We start from the raw sequence: 20,816 nt of genomic DNA on the forward strand, positions 1-20,816 counted from the left end.
CTTGGTGCAAAGGCGCAAGCTGCATATCTTCGCTTGCTTATATTCGTTCACTGGGCTCGGACGAGCTTCTAGAATCGCCTCTTCATTTCGCTCCCACTGCTGCCGTCGTTGATGGCGCGTGGTCGGCACAACCTCATAGGGAGAAGAGTTTTGCAAGCAATCGCGGGGAAAAGAACAACAATGGCAAGCGCCGTAGCCGCAGTGCTGCGCGACATGGACAGCAAGCGCAGTGCAGGGCAGGCGCACCTGGCGCGATACTTTCAGTCGTTGCAGGGAGTCAGCCGTATTTCGTACAGCGCCTTGATGGCCACGCTGGGCGCGCTGGCCTTGCCAATGGCAGTCCATGCCCAGAGCAGCAACGCCGCCGGCGATGCGGTGACCGTGCCCGACGTCAAAGTGACGGCCGAGCGTCGTGAAACCAGTCTGCAAAAAACGCCGGTGGCGGTCAACTCGATCTCGGCCGACGAAATCGATCAGCGCGGCCTGCGCCGGCTTGGCGATCTGAACGGTCTGGCGGCGGGCGTCTCCACGCCGACTTCCTCGTACAACGGCACCACAGCGGTCTTCATTCGCGGCATCGGTACTTCGCGCCCGATCGGCAATCCTTCGGTCGGTCTGTATCTCGACGATGTGTACATTCCGCGCGCCTTCGGCGGCGGCTTCTACGGCAGCCTGCCGGATCTGGAGCGCATCGAGATTCTGCATGGCCCGCAAGGTACGCTGTACGGACAAAACACCAGCGCCGGCGCCGTGAAGTTCATTTCGCTGCAGCCCGGCGATCAGAAGCAGGCCTGGGTCAGCGTCGCCGCCGGCAATCACAGTGCGGTCGAAGCGCGCGGCTATGCGACCGCGCCGATCACGCCCGGCCTGCTCAGCGCCAGCGTGGCCTATCAGCATGATCAGAAGGGCGGCGAGATACACAACTACACCACCAACAGCGATGTCGGCATCACCCGTAACGATCAGTTGCGCACCATCTTCCGTCTGACGCCATCGGCCGACTTCGATGCCACACTCTCCATCGACGCCATGCAGTTCAAGCAGGACTATGTGCTGTCGCCCGATCCGCGTTTCCGTCCGGGCGCGGGCAGAGATGCCTACGCCTATGTCAATCCGACCCAGGATTATCAGGGCGGTGGTCTGTCGCTGAAACTCAATGCGCGCCTCGATCCGAATCTCAGTCTGCGTTCCATCTCGGCCTGGCGCACCTTCAAGTACACCATGCCGACCGATTATGACGTCGCGCCCACGCGCATCTTCGGCTTTACCCAGGATCTGGATCAGGAACAACTGTCGCAGGAATTCCAGTTGCTGGGCGACTACGGCCGCTTCAACTTCATCACCGGGCTGTCGCTGTATCGCGAAGTGTTCAATGTCGATCGCCTGTCGTGGACCAATAACGCCTATTCGATTCTCAAGAGCCACAACACCACCAGCAGCGTCGGCATTTTCGGCCAGGGCAATTACAAGATCACCGACAAGTTGGGGGTGACGGCAGGCCTGCGCCTGAATCGCGAGACCAAGGGCATGGATGCTTCCGGTTATGGCAGCAACATCAACCGCGCCCAACTGGCGCAGACCTTTGGCGTCAACGGTCTGGAAAAGACCTATAACGCAGCCACGCCGAAATTGTCCCTCGATTACCAATGGACGCCGGATCTGCTGACCTATGCCAGCTGGTCCAAAGGCCAGACTTCAGGCGGCTTCAATGCGGCGCCCGGCAACGCGGCGGTGGCGGCGATTCCGATCAATACCGAAAAGGTCACCGCCTATGAGATCGGCATCAAGGACAATGCGTGGAACGGTCGTCTGAAAACCAGCGCGGCGTTCTTCTATAACGACTACACCGACTATCAGGCCTCGATCACCAATCCCGTCATCAACGGCGTGCCGGTGACCGGCAGCGTGATTGCCAATGCCGGCAAGGCGCATACCTACGGGGTCGAGCTGGAAGCGGCATTCAAGCCGACCACGCGTTTCGACGGCCGCGCTTCGCTGACTTATCTGCGCACCAAGTTCGATGAGTTCAGCAATCCTACCGGCTCCTCCGCCACCAATCTCAACGGCAAGGAATTGCCCAATGCGCCCAAGCTGACCGCCGCCCTCAGCGGCACCTATGCGCTGCCGCTGAAAGAGGCCGGCGTGCTGCGTGTCACCGGTACCGCACGCTATCAGACCGAATCGTATTCCGACATCACGGCCTATCGCGAAAGCACCAAGTATCCGTCGCAGACCTTCATCGACGCCGGCGCCGCCTACACCACGGCAGATGGCGCATGGACCTTGTCCCTGTCGGTGCGCAATCTGCTGAACAAGACCTATGTCTTGCCGGGCACCTATAACCCCTCGCTCAATCTGTATGCCGTGACCTATAACCCGGAACGTCAGATTCTGCTCGGCCTGCGCCGCGACTTTTAAGCTGGAAGGATTCATCCATGACACACACAGCAAAACGGCAGATCAAGCTGGGCTCCTTTCTGATCGGCCCGGGTTCCAACATCGCGGCGTGGCGCCATCACAGCACGCCGGCAAATGCGCCGGTCAATCTTGAGTTCATCAAGGAGGTGGCCAGAACCGCCGAGGCCGGCAAGTTCGACTTTCTGTTCAATGGCGACTCGGCCTATATCACGCGTGATTCGACGCCGTACTTCCTGAGCCGCTTCGAACCCATTACGGCCTTGTCTGCACTGGCGGCATGCACTACGCATATCGGCCTGGCCGGCACCTTCAGCACCTCGTACAGCGAGCCGTTCACCACCGCGCGGCAGCTGGCCTCGCTGGACAAGATCAGCGGCGGGCGGGCCGGCTGGAACGCGGTGACCTCGGCGCTGGAAGGGGTGGCGCGCAATCACGGACACGACAAATTGCATGAGCATGCCTTGCGTTATCGCATCGCCAGCGAATACATCGATGTCGTCAAGGGCCTGTGGGATTCATGGGAAGACGATGCCTTTGTACGCAACAAGGAGAGCGGCCAGTATGTGGATTTCGACAAGATGCACACGCTCGATCACCAGGGCGAATTCTTCAAGGTGCAAGGGCCGCTGAATATGGAACGCTCGCCGCAGGGCCGGCCGGTGGTATTTCAGGCCGGCGCTTCCGACACCGGGCGTGAGCTGGCGGCGCGCGAAGCCGATGCCGTCTTTTCCAATCACGGCACGCACACGCCGCTGAGCGAGGCGCGCGAATTCTATGCCGACATCAAACGCCGCGCTGCCAGATACAATCGCGCCAGCGAAGACATCCTGATCATGCCCTCGATCACGCCCATCCTGGGGGCGACCCAGGCCGAGGCCGACCGTAAATATGCCGAGACCAGCGCTTATCTCGATATCGATCTGGCCGTCAAATATCTGGGACGCTTTTTCAGCTTCTTCAATTTCTCGCAGTTTGCGCTGGACCAGCCTTTGCCCGATCTTGGCGATATCGGCAAGGACAGCTTCCGCTCCACGGCGGAATACTACAAGCGTATCGCGCGCGAAGAAAATCTGACGCTGCGCCAGCTGGCATTGCGCGCCGCCAATCCCAAAGGCGAATTCGTCGGCACGCCTGAAACCGTGGCAGACCGCATGCAAGAACTATTTGAAGCGCGTGCGGTGGACGGCTTCATCATCTATCCGCATGTACAGACCGAAGGCCTGCGCGATTTCGTCGATCAGGTCGTGCCTATCTTGCGGCGGCGCGGGCTGTTTCGCAGCGACTATGAATCGGACACGCTGCGCGGCAACCTCGGTTTGTCCTATCCCGAGAATCGCTACACGGCGGCCAGAAAACGCCCGGAGCAAGCCGCGTGATCAGCTTGCTGAAGCGCTTGAGCATGAGTCTGGTCGCGACCGTAGTCGTGGCAACATTCTGGCCCGCATGCGCCGTCAGCGCTGCACCGCTGATCATTCGCTATGGCGCCCCTGACTGGACGCTGCGCGACAAGGTCTATTGGGGCGTGCCGGGCGTTGCGCGTTACAAGGGCTGGCTACAGGAAGAGTTCGCGAAGGACGGCATTCAGCTTGAGTTCATCGGATTCAAGGGCGGTGCGCCGGCGGTGGGGCAGGCGCTGGCCAACAAGCAGATCGATCTGGCCGGGCAGGGCGATCTCTTGTCCATCATCGGTCGTTCCGCCGGACTGAAGACGCGCATCATCTTTCCGCTCGACAAGCTGGTGAATGCCAATCTGGCGGTGCCGCTGAAATCGACGATTGCCTCGGTCAAGGATTTGCGCGGCAAGCGTGTAGCCTATAACAAGGGCAATCAGATTCATTTGCAAGTGTTGCGCATTCTGGCCGCCAACGGCCTGGCGGAAAAAGATATCCGCTCGGTCTATCTGGATCCGTCCAGCGCAGCAACGGCGCTGGCCACGGGCGATGTCGATGCCGTGTTCGGTTCTCTCGAGCTGCTGCCCCTGCGCGACAGCGGCGTGGCCCGTATTGTCTACAGCACCCGGGGCGGCCCGGCCGGTCTGACTTCCTACAATGCGCTGGTAGTGCGCGAAGAGTTCCTGGCGCAGCATCCCGATCTGGCGCAACGTTTCGTCAATGTGCTGGTGCGCACCGCGCACTGGGTTTCGCAGCCCGAACATCGCGACGAAGCGGTGAAGATCTGGGGCATGGGGCCGGTGCGTGCATCGACGTACTTTGTGGAAGATTTTTCAGATCGTCCCTGGGCCGATCGCATCAGCCCGCTGCTGGATCCCTTGCTGATCCGTCATTACAAGGAAACCCAGATACAGATCGGCAAGCTGGGTCTGTTGCGTGGACCCGCCACCGATATCGAGCAGTGGATAGAGCCGCGCTTTCTCCGGCAGGCGTTACGCGCGCAAGAGCTGGAAGATTATTGGCAGCCGCTGCCAGCCGGACAGGCCGCGCAGAAAGAGAAGCTGACGCCGGATCGACGCTGATCTAGGGCTAACTACGAAATCAAGCATGCTTATCTGTTTTATCGATACGACGCAGCCCCAGAGCGGCTTGATTGCTCAATCGCGCATATCTGAAAGCGTCATAAAGGCATATTAAATAATTCGTTTTATATCGTTTTTCATTCCCCTATATTGCTTCGATCGCAAAGCGCAACTGAGTCGCGGCGATGAAACCCGAAGGGCCGGAGCGCAACGCAATCTGTCCTGAATTGAGTGAGCTAGGACGGAGGCAATGCATGCTGGTGAAGGATGGACAAGAGAAAGTGGCGTTGAACTGGGATGTGACGTCGGACGATTACATCATCCACAGACGCGGTTATCCCGGAAGTTTTTTCAGGCTGATACGGCAGTTCGGTATCGGCATGCCGTGGCAGCAGATTCTGGATATAGGCACCGGTACCGGCGCCCTGGCTTTCCCGCTGGCGCGCCAGCATAGCTTCGTGACCGGCGTCGACATCTCTCCGGGCCAGATCGCTACTGCAAGACGCATGGCGGAGAAGGACGGGCTTGATATCCGCTTCATCGTGGCGCCGGCAGAAGATATCGATCTGGGCAACGAACGTTTTGATGTGATTACGGCCAGCATGTGCTGGGACTATTTTGACCGTCAGCGGATCCTGAAGATGATCGGCAATTACTTGCATCGGGATGGCGTGCTGATGCTGAGCCACATCATCTGGAAGTCGGATTCCAGCGATATCGTGCGCGCCACGGAAGAGCTGGTATCGCATTTCAACCGTTCATTCCTGGGCTTTCACAGCGAAGAACGCGTGGCGCACTGGGGCGTCATTCCGGAATGGTCTGCCAAGAGTTTTCAGTTGCAAACCTATCATCGCTACACAGAGAACATTGCGTTCACACATAAGAGCTGGCGCGGGAGATTCCGCGCCAGCAAATGGATAGGCGCGGCCTTGTCGGAAGACGATACACGCGCCTTTGATTCCGAATTGCAGCGAATACTGAATCGCACCGTGCCCGAAAAATTCTTCGTGCCGCACAACATCGTGGTGCAGATATTTCGTCGCAACAACCCACGCTTCGTCTGAGCCGGTATCGGCAATTCGATGAACAGACGAAGCTAATAATTGATCGCGGCCAGCGGTACGCGACCAAAAAACTCAAAGCCTTAAACCTATCTCAGGGGAAAAACAGATGTCCGTGCGCAAGGAGCCGGCTGGCTCAACTCGTCCTTCGCCAGCGAAACAGCAAGCCTTCAAATTGAAGAAAATGAGTCTTTTGACCTGGGGCGCCTTGTCCGCCCTGTATGGTCTGTCGTTTGCACCGGCCTTCGCGCAGAGCGCACCGGATGCCTCCGGCAGTTTCACGGTGCCGGAGGTCAAGGTGACCGCCGAACGCCGCGAAACCGATATCCAGAAGACCGCCGTCGCCGTCAGCGTGGTGAACAAGGAAGATATCGTCAAGCCCGGCATCCTGCTGTTCAATGATCTGTCCGGCCAGGTGCCTGGCTTCGTGGCGCCGGTGCCGACTCCCGGCACCTTGTACATACGCGGCATCGGCACGTCCAGTCCGACCTATTATCCGGCCGTCGCCCTGTACGTCGATGATGTCTACATCCCCCGGATTCGGGCCAACAAGCTGTATGCCAGCTTCGCCGATGTCGAGCGCATCGAAGTATTGCGCGGGCCGCAAGGCACGCTGTACGGTCAGAACAGCAGCGCCGGCGCCTTCAAGCTGGTGTCGAAAGATCCGGTCGACGAGCGCAGCGGCTGGGTCAGCGTATCGGCCGGCAACTACGGCGCGCTCGGGGTGAAGGGCTATGCCACCGGCGCCATCAATCCCGGCATCCTGTCGGCCAGCGTGGCCTACACGCACGAGCAGGACGACGGCTACACCAAGAACCCCACGCTGGGACGCAACACCAATTCGGTTTCGGTGGATCAGTTGCGCGCCAAGTTCCGGCTGACGCCTTCGCCCGGTCTGGAAGCGATCCTGTCCATCGACGGCACGCACGACGGCTCCAGCAACGGCGACTATTCGCCGATTAATTACCGTGGCGGCGATCCGCGCACTTCGTACGAAGAAAAGCGGCCCGAGGGCAATGTGAATATCTGGGGCACCTCGCTGCGCATCAACAAAAATCTGGACGACAAGCTGACGCTGAAGTCGATCACGGCCTATCGCGGCTTCCGCGAAATGTATGCGCCGAATCTGAGCGACGGCCTGCCGACGGCCACCTCGGGCTTCATTCTCGGACTTGATCAGCATCAGTTTTCGCAGGAGTTTCAGCTGCTCGCCGATTACGGCCGTTTCAATTACACGCTGGGCGCAGTGCTGTTCAATGAACATTTCTCGGTCGACCGGCCGCAGTGGACCAACTCGGTCTACAGCGGCACCGGTTCGGTGGTGGACAACCAGAGTTACGGCGTATTCGCGCAGGGCAATTACAAGCTGACCGAGAAGCTGGGGGTGACGGCCGGTCTGCGCTTCAATCACTTCGATCAGACTTACAGCGCTTTCGGTTACAGCTCCAACGTCAATTACGATCATGTGCGCACGGTCTGGAGCACCAATGGCGATCTGAAGACGACTTCCACTGCGTGGACCCCGAAACTCGGCATCGATTATCAATGGAATCCCGATCTGTTCTCCTACGCCAGCGTGACGCGCGGCCAGAAAGACGGCGGCTATAACCCCGTGGCGGCCTCGCTGCAGATCGCGCAGGTGCCGGTATCGCCGGAGAAGGTCACTTCCTATGAAATCGGCACCAAGGCCAGTTCTTTCGGCGGCCGTCTGAAGACCAATGTCGCGTTGTTCTACAACCAGTTCGACGGCTATCAGGCGGCGGTGGCCAATCCGGTGGTCAACGGCGTGCCGATCTTTGCCTCGGTCACGGTCAATGCCGGCAAGGCCACCACTTACGGCGCCGAACTGGAAGCGAGCGTGTATCCGAGCAGCCGGCTGGAGTTCAATTTTTCGGCGGCGGTGCTGCATGCCGAGTTCGATGAATTCTCCAATCCCACCGGCGCCGCCAATACCGATTACAAGGGCAAGACCTTGCCGTTCTCGCCCAAGCTGACGCTGGGCACGCGCATCGCCTACAAGATTCCGCTGCAGGATGCCGGCACGATCAGGCTGAATGCGTCGGCGCGCTATCTGAGCCAGATTTACACCGCAGTGGATAACGCCGGCGCCACCACCACGCCGGCGCAAACCTACGTCAACCTGGGCGGCAGCTACACCAGCCAGGATGCGGCCTGGACCACTTCGCTGGAAGTGACCAACCTGTTCGACCGCACCTATCCGCTCAACTTCGTCAGTACGCCATCGGTGAACGTTTATTCCGCCCGTTACAACGCGCCGCGCACGATACGGCTGGCGCTGCGGCGCGATTTCTGATGCAAGCGGCAACCCGCAAGCCAGCGAGCTCGCTTGCGAGGAATGAAAACAACTGAGTATCTGGAGAGAACAATGGCCTTGAATCACTTGCTGAACGCGCGTTACGGAGGCCCGGCGGACATCGCAGCCGGTGCCGATCAGATCAATCCCGTGCTTGAAACCTTGCTGGCGCATCGCAGCGTGCGGCATTTTCTGCCGGCGCGCTTGCCGCCCGGCACCCTGGATCTGCTGATCGCGGCGGCCCAGTCGGCGCCGAATTCATCGAATCTGCAACTGTGGAGCGTGGTCGCGGTTGAAACACAAGAGCGCAAGGAGCGTCTCGCCGGGCTGGCCGGCAATCAGGCGCATATCCGCGAGACGCCGCTGTTTCTGGCCTGGCTGGTGGATGTCTCGCGCGTACGCCGGCATGGGCTGGCGCAAGGCATTGCCACCGACGGCACCGATTATCTGGACGCCTTCCTCACCGGCGCCATCGATGCCGGACTGGCCGCGCAGAACGTGGTGGCGGCGGCCGAATCGCTGGGACTCGGCACCGTCTACATCGGCGCCTTGCGCAACAAGCCGGGCGAAGTGGCGCAGGAGCTGGGCTTGCCCAACGGCGTATTTCCACTGTTCGGCCTGTGCATAGGGCGACCCGATCCGCAGCGTCCGGCGTCGGTCAAGCCGCGCCTGCCGCAGGCGGCCGTCCTGCACCGGGAGCAATACGTGCGCCGGCCGGTGCAGCAGGAGACCGCGGATTACGACCGCCGCATGCAGGCCTTTTATGCAGAGCAGCAATTGCCGGTGGTGGACTGGAGCAAACAGATCGTGGAGCGACTGCACGACGCCGCCAGCCTGAAGGGACGCGACCGGCTGCGCACCGCGCTGTCCGAGCAGGGCTTCGCATTGAAATAGCGTCGGTTTTCAGGCAGTGCACACCGATATCTCTCTACAAGACTTCGCATCAAGGAAATCACATGACACAGCTCAAACGAAAAATCAGATTCGGCACCTTCGGCTCAGGCTTTCCGAACGGTGCGGGCGGCTGGAAAGCTGCCGAGGCGCTGGCCGACGGCGCCGTCAATTTCGAGGCTTACAGACAGGTGGCACAGACCGCTGAACGCGGCCTGTTCGACTTTGCCTTCATTGCCGATTCGGCCTACATCACCAAGGATTCGATTCCCTATTTTCTGAGTCGCTTCGAACCGGCCACGGTGCTTTCGGCACTGGCGGTGGTCACCAGAAATATAGGTCTGGTAGGGACGTTTACGACCTCGTTCAGCGAGCCGTTCACTACGGCGCGGCAACTGGCGTCGCTGGACAAGATCAGCCACGGGCGAGCCGGCTGGAATGCCGTCACCTCAGCGCTGGAAGGCCTGGGGCGCAACCACAGCCACGAGCGTCTGCATGAACATGCCGTGCGCTATCGGATCGCCAACGAATATCTGGAAGTGGTCAAAGGCCTGTGGGATTCCTGGGAAGACGATGCTTTCGTACGCAACAAGGACAGCGGCCAGTACGTGGATTTCGACAAGATGCACACGCTCAATCACAAGGGTGAGTTCTTTTCGGTGCAGGGGCCGCTGAATCTGGAACGTTCGGAGCAGGGGCGTCCCGTCATCTTCCAGGCCGGCGGCTCGGAGGAGGGCATTGATCTGGCGGCGCGTACCGCAGACGGCGTGTATTCGCGTCACAGCGATCTGGCCCGGGCGACCGTCTACTCCAATGTGCTGAGAAGCAAGGCCGTTTCCTATGGGCGAGCTGCGACCGACATTCTTATCTTTCCAACCATCACGCCCATCGTCGCTGATACCAAGGAAGAAGCAGAGTACAAGTATCAGCAACTGATTGAGTCAGTCAGCATCGATGAGGCATTGAAGGTGCTGAGCCGTTTCTTCAGCTTCTTCGACTTCAAGCAGTTTCCGCTGGACGAGCCCTTGCCCGAACTGGGCGATATCGGCAAGGACAGCTTCAAGTCCACCGCTGAGCTCTATCTGAAAATGGCCAAGGAAGAGAATCTCACGCTGCGGCAACTGGCCTTGCGCGTGGCGACGCCGAAAGGTGATTACGTCGGCACGCCGGTGGAGGTGGCGGACAAGGTGCAATCCATCTTTGAAACCGGCATCGTCGATGGCTTCATTATCGGCGGCGGACTCAGGGATTTTGTCGATCGCGTCATTCCGATTCTGCAGGAACGCGGCATCTACCGCGCCGAGTACGAGTCCGACACCTTGCGCGGCAACCTCGGCCTAGCCTATCCGACCAATCGCTACACCTCACTGCGCACGCAAAGCCCTCAGGCCGGCGTGGCAGTCAGCGCCTGATTTCAAAGGAGCAAGCATGAGCAGCCAGCCAGTTTTCATTCCGCAGCCTGCAGCGCCATCGACGCTCTTGGCGAATCCAACGGCTCCCACGCCCATAGCGCGGCCGCCGCAACCGGTGTTTGCCAGCGTGGAAGACGAACGTCGTCATCGCAAACAGAAGCTTGCCGCCGCGTTTCGCATTTTCTCGAAACTGGGATTTCAGGAAGGCGTGATGGGCCATTTTTCGGTGCGGGATCCGGAAAAGACCGACCATTACTGGGCCAATCCCTACGCCACCGATTTTGGTTCGATCAAGGCTAGCGATCTGGTGCTGTACAACTTCGACGGCCAGATCGTCGAGGGCAATACGCGCTTCATTCATCGCGGCAACACGGTGCTGCATATTCCGATCCTCAAGACGCGCCCGGATGTGATTGCCGCCGCCCACACGCATTCGGTGCACGGACGCGCGTGGTCATCGCTGGGCCGCCTGCTCGATCCGCTGTCGGCGGAGTCTTCGGTGTTCTATCAGAAGCATGCGATCTACGACAGCTATGAGCATGGTGAGGGTTATACCCTGGCCAATGCCATCGGCGAGAATCGCGCCTTGCTGCTCAAGAACCACGGCATCCTCACGGTGGGCCAGAGCGTCGATGAAGCCGCCTATCTGTTCATCTCCATGGAGAAGGCGGCGCAGGCGCAGTTGCTGGCGGAAGCGGTCGGCACCCCGCAACGCATCAATCACCAGCACGCGGAAGAAATTTCCCAGCGCTTTCAGCCCTACATCGGCTGGCTGAATTTCCAGCCGATGTTCCAGTCCATCGTGCGCGAACAACCGGACCTGCTCGATTGAGCAGCCGAGTCACGCGCCAGATCTCCAGCCACTGTTGCCATCTTATGAAATCCATTTTTCTTCCTGCTGTACGCCATATCGTCGGTCTGCTGCTGATGCCGGGCACGCTTTTGCTGGCGCAGTCCATGTCCCATCCCGCTGCCGCAGCGGAAACACCGCCTGAAGTGATTCGCTTTGGTTCGCCGGCCGGTTTTGCCAAGAGCGTGCTGACCGGCGGTGTCATCGTCGGCGTCGCCAATTACAAGGGCTGGCTGAAAGAGGAGTTCAGCAAGGACAAGGTCAGGCTGGAGTTTCCGACCTTCAAGGGCGGTGCGCCCATGGTCGGCCAGGCGCTCGCGAACAAGCAGCTGGATTTTGCCGCACAGGGCGATCTGATGTCGGTCATCGGTTATTCGGCCGGGCTGAAGACCAGGCTGATCCTGCCATCGGTCAAGCAGGCCAATGCCTATCTGGCCGTGCCGGTCGGCTCATCGATCAAATCGATAGAGGACTTGCGCGGCAAGAAGGTGGCCTACTTCAAGGGCAATTACATCCACCTGCAGGTGATGCGCATTCTTGCTGCGCATGGCATGAGCGAAAAGGATATACGCTCGATCTATCTCGATCCGGCCTCATCCGCGCCGGCCTTGGCGGCAGGCGATATCGATGCACTGTTCGGCGCCTCCGATCTGCTGGCCCTGCGCGACAAAGGTCTGGCGCGCATCGTGTATTCGACGCGCGGCTCACCTTTGCTAACCGCTCAGTCCGGCTTTCTGGTGCGGGAAGAGTTTGCCGAGAAATATCCGGAAACCACCGCCCGCGTGGTCAAGGTGATCGTGAAGACGGCGCGCTGGATGTCGGATCCCAGAAATCGCCAGGAAGTCTTCGAACTCTGGACTTCAGATCGTTCGCTGCGCTCCAATACCGAAGAAGACTATGGCGCCGAACGGCCGCTGGGCGAAAAGGTGAGTCCGCTGATGGATGCCTTCTATGTCGACCGGTACAAGGCCACGGTGGAAGAGGCGGCTACGCTTGGATTGCTGCGCGGCGCCAAGTTCGATGTCGAGCAATGGTTTGATCGTCGCTATCTCAACGCGGCGCTCAAGGAGTTGAAGCTGGAAAATTATTGGCACGCACTGGATGAAAGCGGTACGCCGCAAAACTAGAGGCGAGATGTCTAGTGCGAATCTAATGGGATCGATTGCAGGAAAGCGTGGCGGAGCAAGCGCTTGCTGATCGAGCCCGGCGCAGGAAAAAATGCGTTCGGGACAGTCTTGCCATTGGCGTTGGGTCGTCAAAACAAGACTAGCGATGCGCCTTCCAGGGGACCAGCTTCTGTTCCAGACGACGCATGATGAGATCGAACAGATAGGCCACGATGCCGATCAGTACGATGCCCATGATGACAACATCAGTCCGCAGGAAATTGGAGGCATTCAGTACCAGTTGACCAACCCCGGCCGTAGCCGCCACCATTTCAGCTGCAACCAGCGTGGTCCAGCCGAAACCGATGGCAATGCGCAGGCCAGTGAGAATATCAGGCAGGGCCGCCGGCAGCAAAATATGCCGCAGAAGTTGCCAGCTGCTTGCGCCCATCGACAATGCAGCATGCAGTTGTTCCGACAGCACGCCCGCGACGCCGGCGCGCGTTGCAACCGCAATGGGCGCAAAGCAGGCCAGATAGATCAGCAGAATCTTGGCTGTCTCATCGATGCCGAACCAGATCACGATCAATGGCAGGTAAGCCAGTGGTGGCAGCGGCCGATAGAACTCCAGCAGCGGATCAAAAATGCCGCGCACGATACGGCTGGTGCCCATCAGCAGGCCCAGCGGCACCGCAGTGATGGCTGCCAGCACGAAGGCGCCAAAGACCCGCAGCAGACTCCATGCCAGATGTTGAATTAACGGCAGACCGCCCTGCACATTGCCGCTCCAGGCCTGCACTGCCGCATTCCACACAGCGGCCGGCGAGGGCAGAAACAGTGGCGCTACCCAAGCGCGCGCGGTGATGAGCCACCAGCCCAGAAACAAGATGATGATAGTGGCAACGGTTACACCCAGCGTTTTGCCACTGCCGGGCCGCGGGTAAACGCGCGCGGGGGGTAACCGTGTTGTCGCAGCGGGGAGGAGGGGCGCGGAGACGGCATCGTTGTCAATGGCGTCAATGGCGTCGGCGGTGGATGGCGAGGAGGTGCGGGAGGTCATATCGGAAGAGGCCATTAAGGGGCATGCACCAGTTGCAGCAGTCGTTCGCGCCATGCGATGAAATCCGGTGAGGACTTGACGGCGCGGGCATTTCCCGAGGCCAGATAGTCATGCGAAAAGGGCAGCTCAAACTGGTGCGCGATACGCCCTGGACGCGGCGACATGACGATCACTCTGGAACCCAGAAAAATTGCTTCTTCCACACTATGCGTAATGAAAAAAACCGTCTTCCCGGTTTGCCTCCAGACCTCCAGCAACAACTCCTGCACCGACTCGCGGGTCAATGCATCCAGCGCTCCCATGGGTTCGTCCATCAAAAGCACACGTGGGTCGTTGGCCAGGGCGCGCGCGATACCGACACGCTGCTGCATGCCACCGGACAACTGATAGACCGGAGATTGCGCAAACTGCCCGAGTCCCACCAGTTGCAGCTTATCCAGCGCGACAGCATTGCGTTCGCCGCGCGGCATACCGCGAAAGCGCAATCCCAGCGCCACGTTGTCCACGACGTTGAGCCATGGCAGCAAGGCATGCTTCTGAAACACCACCCCCAACTCCGGATTGGGCCCGGTGATAGCGACATCGTCGAGCAATACGTCCCCTTGCGAGGCTTGCACAAAACCGGCCAGGCAATTCAGCAGCGTAGTTTTACCGCAGCCGGACGGGCCGAGGGCGACCACAAACTCTCCCGCAGCGATCGACAGATCAACGCTGGACAAGGCCAAAGCCTCGTTCTGCGATGCGGAGGCAAACCGAACCGACAGCCGGCGTATGTCCAGCCGGCCGCCTGTCTGCGTCGCGCTGCGGACTATCGTGCTGCGGCTTTGCGTACCCATGTTGCGTTGACTCCCGTACTGTAATCGGGCAGGACTGTCTGGATGCTGCCCTGGCTTTTCAGAAATGCTGCCGTCGCCGCCAGCGACTTGGCCGCACCACCGCCCAGCCATTGCGCTGAAGCTTGCTGTTCCAGTGTGGGAAACTCATAGAGCGCAAGACTTGCAGGCACTTCGGCCGCTTCCGCGCCCGACCATTTTGCAACCGCCTTTACCTTGGGTGAATCTGCAGTCCAGGCGGCCTTGTTACGGCGATAGTCTTCGTCGGTTGCAGCCAGCGTCTTCACCAGCTCGGTCAGGAAAACGTCGTTCTGACGAGCGAATGCCTTGTTGACGACGATGCCATCAAAAGTGGCTTTGCCGGTCTGCCTGGCGATATCACCCGAGGTAATCAGTACTTGTCCGCTTTTCTTCACCTTGGCCAGAACCGGATCCCAGATGAAGGTAGCGTCGATGTCGCCACGTTCCCACGCTGCGGCAATCTCGGGTGGACGCATGTTCAGAATCTTGACGCTGCGCGTATCCACCCTGGCGTTCTCCAGCGCCAGCAGGGTGTGGAAATGCGAGGTCGAGACAAACGGCACGGCGATGCGCTTGTCCTTGAGATCTGCCAGCGTCTTCACACCGCTACCGTTGCGCACGACCAGCGCTTCCGCATCGTTGATGTTGTCCAGAATCCAGAACAGTTCGATATCCAGACCTTGTGACAGGCCGGAGGCAATCGGTGCCGAACCCGCTTCACCGATCTGCACGGAGCCAGATGCCAGTGCACGGATCACATCGGCTCCGCTGGCCAGTTTGCGGAAGCTTATCTTGTAGCCGGTCTTCTGCTCCAGATTCTGTGCGTCTTGCGCATAACGCCATGGCACCACCATGTCCTGGTAAGCGATGACGACTTCCTTGCTTTGTGCGACGGCATTTCCCATCAGCACCGCCGAGGCGGCCAATATCAGAGCGTGCAGAGTTTTTTTCATTGTATTGACGGACAAGTGGATAGGCGTCTGAGTATAGAAGTCGGATTTTTGCAGCAATACGAATATTTCCGGCTATGCATATAAGCGCACCGTGCTTGTGCGGGAATGACTGCGGTGTCTGCGAGTCGCCGTAGCACATTTCTATGGATGAAATGCTTTCTGGTAATCGCCCGGGAGCGATCGATACCGTCCGCGCAAATATAGTTGCGCAGCTGATGCCAAATTCAACCACGCTATGCCGGTCTGATACTACTGCGCCGCCAGCGGCAAGGTCTTTAACCGGTCCAGGATTTCCACGCGGACCGGGTCCGGCATATCCATATCCTGAAGCGCCTTTGGCCACAACTCTTTCGCCCGGGCGACGGTTTGTCTGACCGCGGCCGTGGCGATTCCATGGGGTACATCTGCCAGTTTGGCGACCTCAGAATAGGTATCGAGTGTCTCTGCACGTTGCATCTTGTCGATGGCCACATTGGTGGCAAAACCTCGGAAGCCAGGCAGCGCCGAGACGCAGACGATGTCATAGGCCGGCGACAATGCCGGGTTGATGCCGTCGCGATACAGAACGCTGAAGTTCTTCAGGTGGGCATCCGAGTTCCCGAGCAGCGTATTGACTGCCTGACGAATGAACATCTGGCGCACGTCAGTAATGCCTTTGACGCTCAGTCGGTTCAACAGCGCGATAAACGTGACGAACTGGCTGCGACCGGCGTACTTCTGCGCAGGCATCAATGTCAGCATCTGACATGCATCTTCCATGTGGACGGGTCCTGCAGGAGTTCGATCGAAGCGGTCCACCGCGAGGAACCGCGTTTGCGCACCTAAAGCCTCGACCAGGTCAGGATGGTCTTCCATTGCCTCCATGCGCTCAGGCCGGCAATGGGCAACCTCTACGCCTGCCAGCTGCGCAAGATGCATGCAGACGTATTCGTTCATGACCTGCGAGTCGTCGTGGCTGAGTGGAAGCTTCGCGATCAGGTCCGACAGCGTGCCCTTGACCGGCATGCAGAAGCGCTGCCCGTTCCTGGCATTGGACAAGGCCAGCTTGTCCTGCACACCCGAAAGTGATGCGGCACCTTCTGCGGCTGCTTCCGGCACATAAGACTCAAGGTTGTCGGCGCCGCCGGTTACCCCGAAGGCACGAGCCGACTGGGTCAGCTTATCCAGATTGGCGGGCACAACCACTACGGCGCCCGGCAAGTCTTCGCCGGCGGCGGCCAAGATGCCGAAATCGTCCATATCCCGTTCATCCTTGCGCGTGGCGGCCAGGCGCTTGCGCAATGCGCCCTCAGGCATCAAACCCGCAAAGAACGGGGGCAACTCACCGCGTTCGCGATAGATCGCCGGGTTGAAATGGTTTCCCAGAATCGACTGCGTCACGGCTTCGATCCCTGGCGCTGTCATCGATGCGGAAAGTGTCAGACGCCCGCGATTCGTCAGATAGGCTTCCGAGGCCACGAAACGCGTCACACGGCCGGCTTCGCAGAGCCATCCAGCGTGCTGGCCCTGCAACCAGACTTCCAGATATCGCGGCCTCAGTTCCTTGCTCAAGCGCCACCTCGCAAGATGAGTTCAGCCGCGGTCGGGACGTCGTCGGGACCGATGGTTTTGCCGGAAAGAAGACGATTCACTTCAGGCATAAGATGATTTGGAATCAACACCAGCTGGGCGTCCATGGCGGCGGCGAGCAGTTCACATGTGCCTATCCTGGAATTGCGCTTGCCGCTGAGTATCTGGCTTATCGTGGTGGAGGCCAGATCCGTGAGTTGCGACAGATCGTCCAAGGTCTTGCCCTGGTTTTCACGACGCTTCTTGAGTTGATCAATGATATTCATATGTACCTATACGTTAATATTTAACATGAATATGTACGTTTGCATATGAATACAATCTACATGATATGTATGAAAACATCAATTTATAGCTATCATATTTATGTATTCATACATATTTGACGATTGCAATCACTATGTTCGGTTTCTCCCATGCAAGATAATGAAACGCGCTCAGCAGCTTGCATGCCGGTCCTGATCTGTATCGAAAATATGCATTCTGTGAATGCTTCAGATCGATTGGATTAATGAAGGTCATCGCTTTATCTTCCGTCTGTCACTTAACCCACAGACAGGAAAATGAAATGACCCACACTATTGCGCTGATCACCGGAGCGAACAAAGGGATCGGGCTGGAAACTGCGCGTCAGCTCGCGCAAGCCGATGTCCATGTCATCCTCGGAAGCCGGCAGCTTGCTGCCGCGCAGGCTGCAGTTGATGCCCTGGTCAAGCAAGGACTCAGTGCCGAAGCAATCAAACTGGACGTCAGCGACGAACAAAGTATCAAACAGGCGGCTGCAGATGTCGAAGCCCGCCACGGGCATATCGATATTCTTGTGAACAATGCCGGCGTCATGCTCGACGCATTTGATCAGGCGCCGTCCGCACAAAACCTGTCGACCTGGAAAACCACCTTCGATACCAACCTGTTCGGTGTTGTCGCCGTGACGCAGGCCTTCCTTCCCCTGATCAAGAAATCTGCGCAGGGCAGAATCGTCAATGTCTCCAGCGTTCTGGGTTCAATGGCCGCCAATGTTGATCCGGCGTCGGCTTTTTACGGTTTCAAAATCCCGGCGTACAACATCTCAAAGACGGCATTGAATGCCTGGACGATTCATCTGGCGTTTGAGCTGAAAGACTCCGCGATCAAAGTCAATTCTGCGCATCCGGGCTTTGTTAAAACCGATCTGCATGGCGTAGACGCGCCAATGACGCCGGAACAAGGCGCCAGGACCTGTGTGCAGTTGGCCTTGCTGCCGCCAGACGGCCCCACTGGCAGCTTTTTCCATGAAGGCGAAGTGCTGGCCTGGTAGCGTTTTTGCGCCGGGCTACCGGCCCGGCGTTTCACCGATTTGAAAAAATGAGAAAGAAAAGGGAGCAATGATGAGTGCAGGTCAGATTCATAAAATGGCGATGCGAGACGGCGCGCACATTGAGGTTTATCGCGTCCCTGCAAAAGGTGAAAGACGTGGTGGAATCGTTTTGATTCAGGAGATTTTCGGACTGACTGCGCACATCCGCGAGCAGTGCGATTCCTTCGCGGAAGAGGGCTATGAAGTGTGGGCGCCGGCGATTTTTGATCGCGAAGCACCGGGCCTGCAATTATCTTATTCACCGGAGGATATCGCCAGGGCCATTGATTTGGTGAAGCAGCATTCCATGGATCAAGCTGTCAGCGATGCGCAGATTTGCATCGAAGCACTCGCTAAAATCGGCCACGTTTTTATGCTTGGTTATTGCTACGGCGGCTCCGTCAGCTGGGCCTGCGCCTGCCGCCTGCCGCAATTGAGCGGCGCGTCCTGTTACTACGGCTCACGCATTCCTGATCTCGCGCACGAAACACCTCAATGTCCGGTGGCCTTGCATTTCGGAGAATTTGATCAGGAAATTCCTCTTGATCGCGTGCAAGCGGTGCGCGCGTTGCGCCCTGAAGCTGAAATCTGGACATACGCCGCCGCCCATGGTTTCAACTCGGATCGTCGTTCCGATTTTGATGCCTCAAGCGCGCAGCTGGCTCGGCAAAGAACACTGGATCTCTACAAACGCGCGACGATGGTTTAAGGATCAACGACCTCGTTAAAGGATATCGGCGGTCGCGGTTACCGCGCTGGAGGAAGCACAGGCCACTTTGATCTGGTATCTCATCCACGCCAGACCCTGATCAGCGTCCGAGCCGGCGGACCAGATAATCTGAACGGGCGCCAGCGGAACCTGGAACGGCGCCGGCCTTGTCACCAGACCAAAACGCGATGCATAGCGATAGGCAATTTGCGCCGGCAAGGTTGCCAGAAGCGGTGCATCCGCCACCGCTGCAAGTAAGGATAAATAGTCCGGGGTTCCGAGCACGACATTGATCGGATATCCCGCGCCGATCAGGAAACTTCCGAGGCAACCTTCTGCGGCATCATGCTCCGACACGAACGCATGCCTGGCAGACAGCCAGGTATCCAGATCGAGATCACCATCCAGTGCCAGCAGATTCGGGTTATGACAGCAGGCCAACTCCTGATCGAAAAGGTCTTCCGAGCGGAAGCGAGAGGCGGGCGGCGGGGTACAGCCAATGGCGATATCCAGAGAGCCATTGTCCAGCGCGGCGGCGACGTCAGCGGTCAATACACGACGCGCAAGTAGCTTGACGCCCGGCGCGCAGGTCGCCAGCGCCTTGCCTAGCTGCGGCAGGACCAATAACTCTTCACAAAAGAAGCCGACGTTAAACGTGCGCTCGGATCGCAAGGGATCGAAGGTATCGCTGACGGACAGCAACTGTTGTGTGTACTGCAGAATCTGGGAAACATGCTGCGTCAGCATTTCTGCTTTCGCTGTCGGCGCCATCTGGTTGCCGACCCGGACAAATAGTTCGTCTTCCAGCAACAATCTGAGCGTGGCGAGGCTGTGACTCATGGCAGGCTGCTGCACTTTCAATCTGGCCGCAGCTTTTGTCACACTGCGATCGCGCATTAGTGCGTCAAATGCGATGAGCAGATTGAGATCGAAATTTCTGAGATTGAAGTGATTTATTGCGGACATGTCGTTTGGTTTGAAGACTGGCTACGAATGAGGAGGCGCTTACAGGCCATGCGATCTGACTGAATATACCGAACTCCGGAGTCCCTCGTAGGGCACGCAAGTCGTTCACCTTCCTGAGTCCTGAGAAATGCTCCGGGCTTCGCTCCGTCAATCAGCCCGCAGTCTGAAACGGTACGGCCAGGCGTTCAATCAAGGCTCTGTGCTGGGGCCAGTTCTTCAAGAGCAGCTCTGTTTGCGCGATCTCAAACTCTTCGAACTCGAAACCGGGAGCGACCGTGCAGCCGACCAGGCTATGACTTTCAGGGTCGGTACACTCCGCGGCGAACCAGGCGCCGGCAGGAACCACTGCCTGAAACTCGGCAGCTTCGTGTTTCAGTGGATTGCCGAGCTGCAAAAGTGTCAGTCCACCCTCCGGCAGGAGGATATGAACATGCAAGGGCGCGCCATCATAAAAATGCCACATTTCATCTGACCTGATGCGGTGCCACGTCGATCTCTCTGTGCCTCGGAGGAGGTAGTAGATCGCGGTCGCGGCCGAGCGCGTTGCATCGTCACCGGATCGTGTCACACGCTGCTGGCTGCGATAGGTCTCTCTGAAATGGCCTCCTTCCGGATGCGGCAGCAGGGCCAGATGTGAGATCAACTCGTCGGGGCTGGTTTTGCGAATCATGGGCGGGATGATGGAGTTTGTCTGGGAAGTCTGTCGTGGAAGTTCGCCGTCGCCATGGCTAACATGGCTAAAGCGCAAGCACCGGGTTCACGTACGCCATTGTACGCGGCCCATATCGCGCTCCGCCTCGGCGCATTCCAACATCCCCTGCAAGCAACTTTGAAAACAACTTTG

18 protein-coding genes are annotated in these 20,816 nt (G+C 58.6%); 11 read left to right on the forward strand and 7 right to left on the reverse strand.

Annotated elements, in window-relative coordinates; all coding sequences use genetic code 11:
* Positions 1-180 precede the first annotated feature (180 nt).
* From PQR62_RS23420 to PQR62_RS23460, 9 genes are all read left to right on the forward strand, one after another.
* A complete protein-coding gene (locus PQR62_RS23420; RefSeq protein WP_408160480.1) occupies positions 181-2,418 on the forward strand; it encodes a TonB-dependent receptor in 2,238 nt (745 codons plus the stop codon).
* A 17-nt stretch (positions 2,419-2,435) separates the two neighbouring features.
* Positions 2,436-3,794: an LLM class flavin-dependent oxidoreductase gene (locus tag PQR62_RS23425; RefSeq protein ID WP_408160481.1), complete on the forward strand. Its 1,359-nt coding sequence runs from the start codon at positions 2,436-2,438 to the stop codon at positions 3,792-3,794.
* On the forward strand, positions 3,791-4,891 hold the full coding sequence (locus PQR62_RS23430; RefSeq protein WP_408160482.1) for an ABC transporter substrate-binding protein: 1,101 nt from the start codon (positions 3,791-3,793) through the stop codon (positions 4,889-4,891). The genes PQR62_RS23425 and PQR62_RS23430 overlap by 4 nt, the downstream gene beginning before the upstream one ends.
* A 254-nt stretch (positions 4,892-5,145) precedes the next feature.
* A complete protein-coding gene (locus PQR62_RS23435) occupies positions 5,146-5,955 on the forward strand; it encodes a class I SAM-dependent methyltransferase (RefSeq protein WP_408160483.1) in 810 nt (269 codons plus the stop codon).
* 181 nt (positions 5,956-6,136) lie between these two features.
* On the forward strand, positions 6,137-8,266 hold the full coding sequence (locus tag PQR62_RS23440) for a TonB-dependent receptor (RefSeq protein ID WP_408160484.1): 2,130 nt from the start codon (positions 6,137-6,139) through the stop codon (positions 8,264-8,266).
* Between the two features lie 72 nt (positions 8,267-8,338).
* Entirely contained in the window at positions 8,339-9,160 is an 822-nt protein-coding gene (locus PQR62_RS23445) for an NADPH-dependent oxidoreductase (RefSeq protein ID WP_408160485.1), read from the forward strand.
* A 62-nt stretch (positions 9,161-9,222) separates the two neighbouring features.
* The gene (locus PQR62_RS23450; protein WP_408160486.1) at positions 9,223-10,569 is read left to right on the forward strand and encodes an LLM class flavin-dependent oxidoreductase; all 1,347 of its coding nucleotides are present in this window, start codon (positions 9,223-9,225) and stop codon (positions 10,567-10,569) included.
* A gap of 16 nt (positions 10,570-10,585) precedes the next feature.
* Complete coding sequence (locus PQR62_RS23455; RefSeq protein ID WP_408160487.1) at positions 10,586-11,401, forward strand: class II aldolase/adducin family protein; 816 nt, start codon at positions 10,586-10,588, stop codon at positions 11,399-11,401.
* Between the two features lie 44 nt (positions 11,402-11,445).
* The gene (locus PQR62_RS23460) at positions 11,446-12,546 is read left to right on the forward strand and encodes an ABC transporter substrate-binding protein (protein WP_408160488.1); all 1,101 of its coding nucleotides are present in this window, start codon (positions 11,446-11,448) and stop codon (positions 12,544-12,546) included.
* A gap of 139 nt (positions 12,547-12,685) precedes the next feature.
* On the opposite strand, the gene PQR62_RS23465 is transcribed toward PQR62_RS23460, so the two are convergent.
* From PQR62_RS23465 to PQR62_RS23485, 5 genes are all read right to left on the reverse strand, one after another.
* Positions 12,686-13,600, reverse strand: a complete 915-nt coding sequence (locus tag PQR62_RS23465; protein ID WP_408160489.1) for an ABC transporter permease subunit — start codon at positions 13,598-13,600, stop codon at positions 12,686-12,688.
* Positions 13,600-14,421 (reverse strand): taurine ABC transporter ATP-binding protein, encoded by an 822-nt coding sequence (locus PQR62_RS23470; protein ID WP_408160490.1) that lies wholly within the window; start codon positions 14,419-14,421, stop codon positions 13,600-13,602. The genes PQR62_RS23465 and PQR62_RS23470 overlap by 1 nt, the downstream gene beginning before the upstream one ends.
* Positions 14,394-15,392 carry a taurine ABC transporter substrate-binding protein gene (gene tauA, locus PQR62_RS23475; RefSeq protein WP_408160491.1) on the reverse strand — a complete coding sequence of 333 codons (999 nt, stop codon included), beginning with the start codon at positions 15,390-15,392 and terminating at the stop codon, positions 14,394-14,396. The genes PQR62_RS23470 and tauA overlap by 28 nt, the downstream gene beginning before the upstream one ends.
* A gap of 249 nt (positions 15,393-15,641) precedes the next feature.
* On the reverse strand, positions 15,642-16,943 hold the full coding sequence (locus tag PQR62_RS23480) for a type II toxin-antitoxin system HipA family toxin (RefSeq protein ID WP_408160492.1): 1,302 nt from the start codon (positions 16,941-16,943) through the stop codon (positions 15,642-15,644).
* Positions 16,940-17,227: a helix-turn-helix domain-containing protein gene (locus PQR62_RS23485; protein WP_408160493.1), complete on the reverse strand. Its 288-nt coding sequence runs from the start codon at positions 17,225-17,227 to the stop codon at positions 16,940-16,942. Before PQR62_RS23485 ends, PQR62_RS23480 begins: the two co-directional genes overlap by 4 nt.
* Positions 17,228-17,529: 302 nt before the next feature.
* Between PQR62_RS23485 and PQR62_RS23490 the strand changes: the two genes are divergently transcribed.
* Together PQR62_RS23490 and PQR62_RS23495 are read left to right on the forward strand one after the other, a co-directional pair.
* Positions 17,530-18,258, forward strand: a complete 729-nt coding sequence (locus PQR62_RS23490; RefSeq protein ID WP_408160494.1) for an SDR family oxidoreductase — start codon at positions 17,530-17,532, stop codon at positions 18,256-18,258.
* 67 nt (positions 18,259-18,325) lie between these two features.
* On the forward strand, positions 18,326-19,006 hold the full coding sequence (locus PQR62_RS23495) for a dienelactone hydrolase family protein (protein WP_408160495.1): 681 nt from the start codon (positions 18,326-18,328) through the stop codon (positions 19,004-19,006).
* A gap of 15 nt (positions 19,007-19,021) precedes the next feature.
* On the opposite strand, the gene PQR62_RS23500 is transcribed toward PQR62_RS23495, so the two are convergent.
* Positions 19,022-19,972 (reverse strand): LysR substrate-binding domain-containing protein, encoded by a 951-nt coding sequence (locus PQR62_RS23500; protein WP_408160496.1) that lies wholly within the window; start codon positions 19,970-19,972, stop codon positions 19,022-19,024.
* 151 nt (positions 19,973-20,123) lie between these two features.
* Positions 20,124-20,642: a cupin domain-containing protein gene (locus PQR62_RS23505; protein WP_408160497.1), complete on the reverse strand. Its 519-nt coding sequence runs from the start codon at positions 20,640-20,642 to the stop codon at positions 20,124-20,126.
* Positions 20,643-20,816: the final 174 nt, after the last annotated feature.

Origin of the sequence: Herbaspirillum lusitanum, assembly GCF_046025995.1 — a bacterium.
Classification (GTDB): domain Bacteria; phylum Pseudomonadota; class Gammaproteobacteria; order Burkholderiales; family Burkholderiaceae_D; genus Herbaspirillum; species Herbaspirillum lusitanum_A.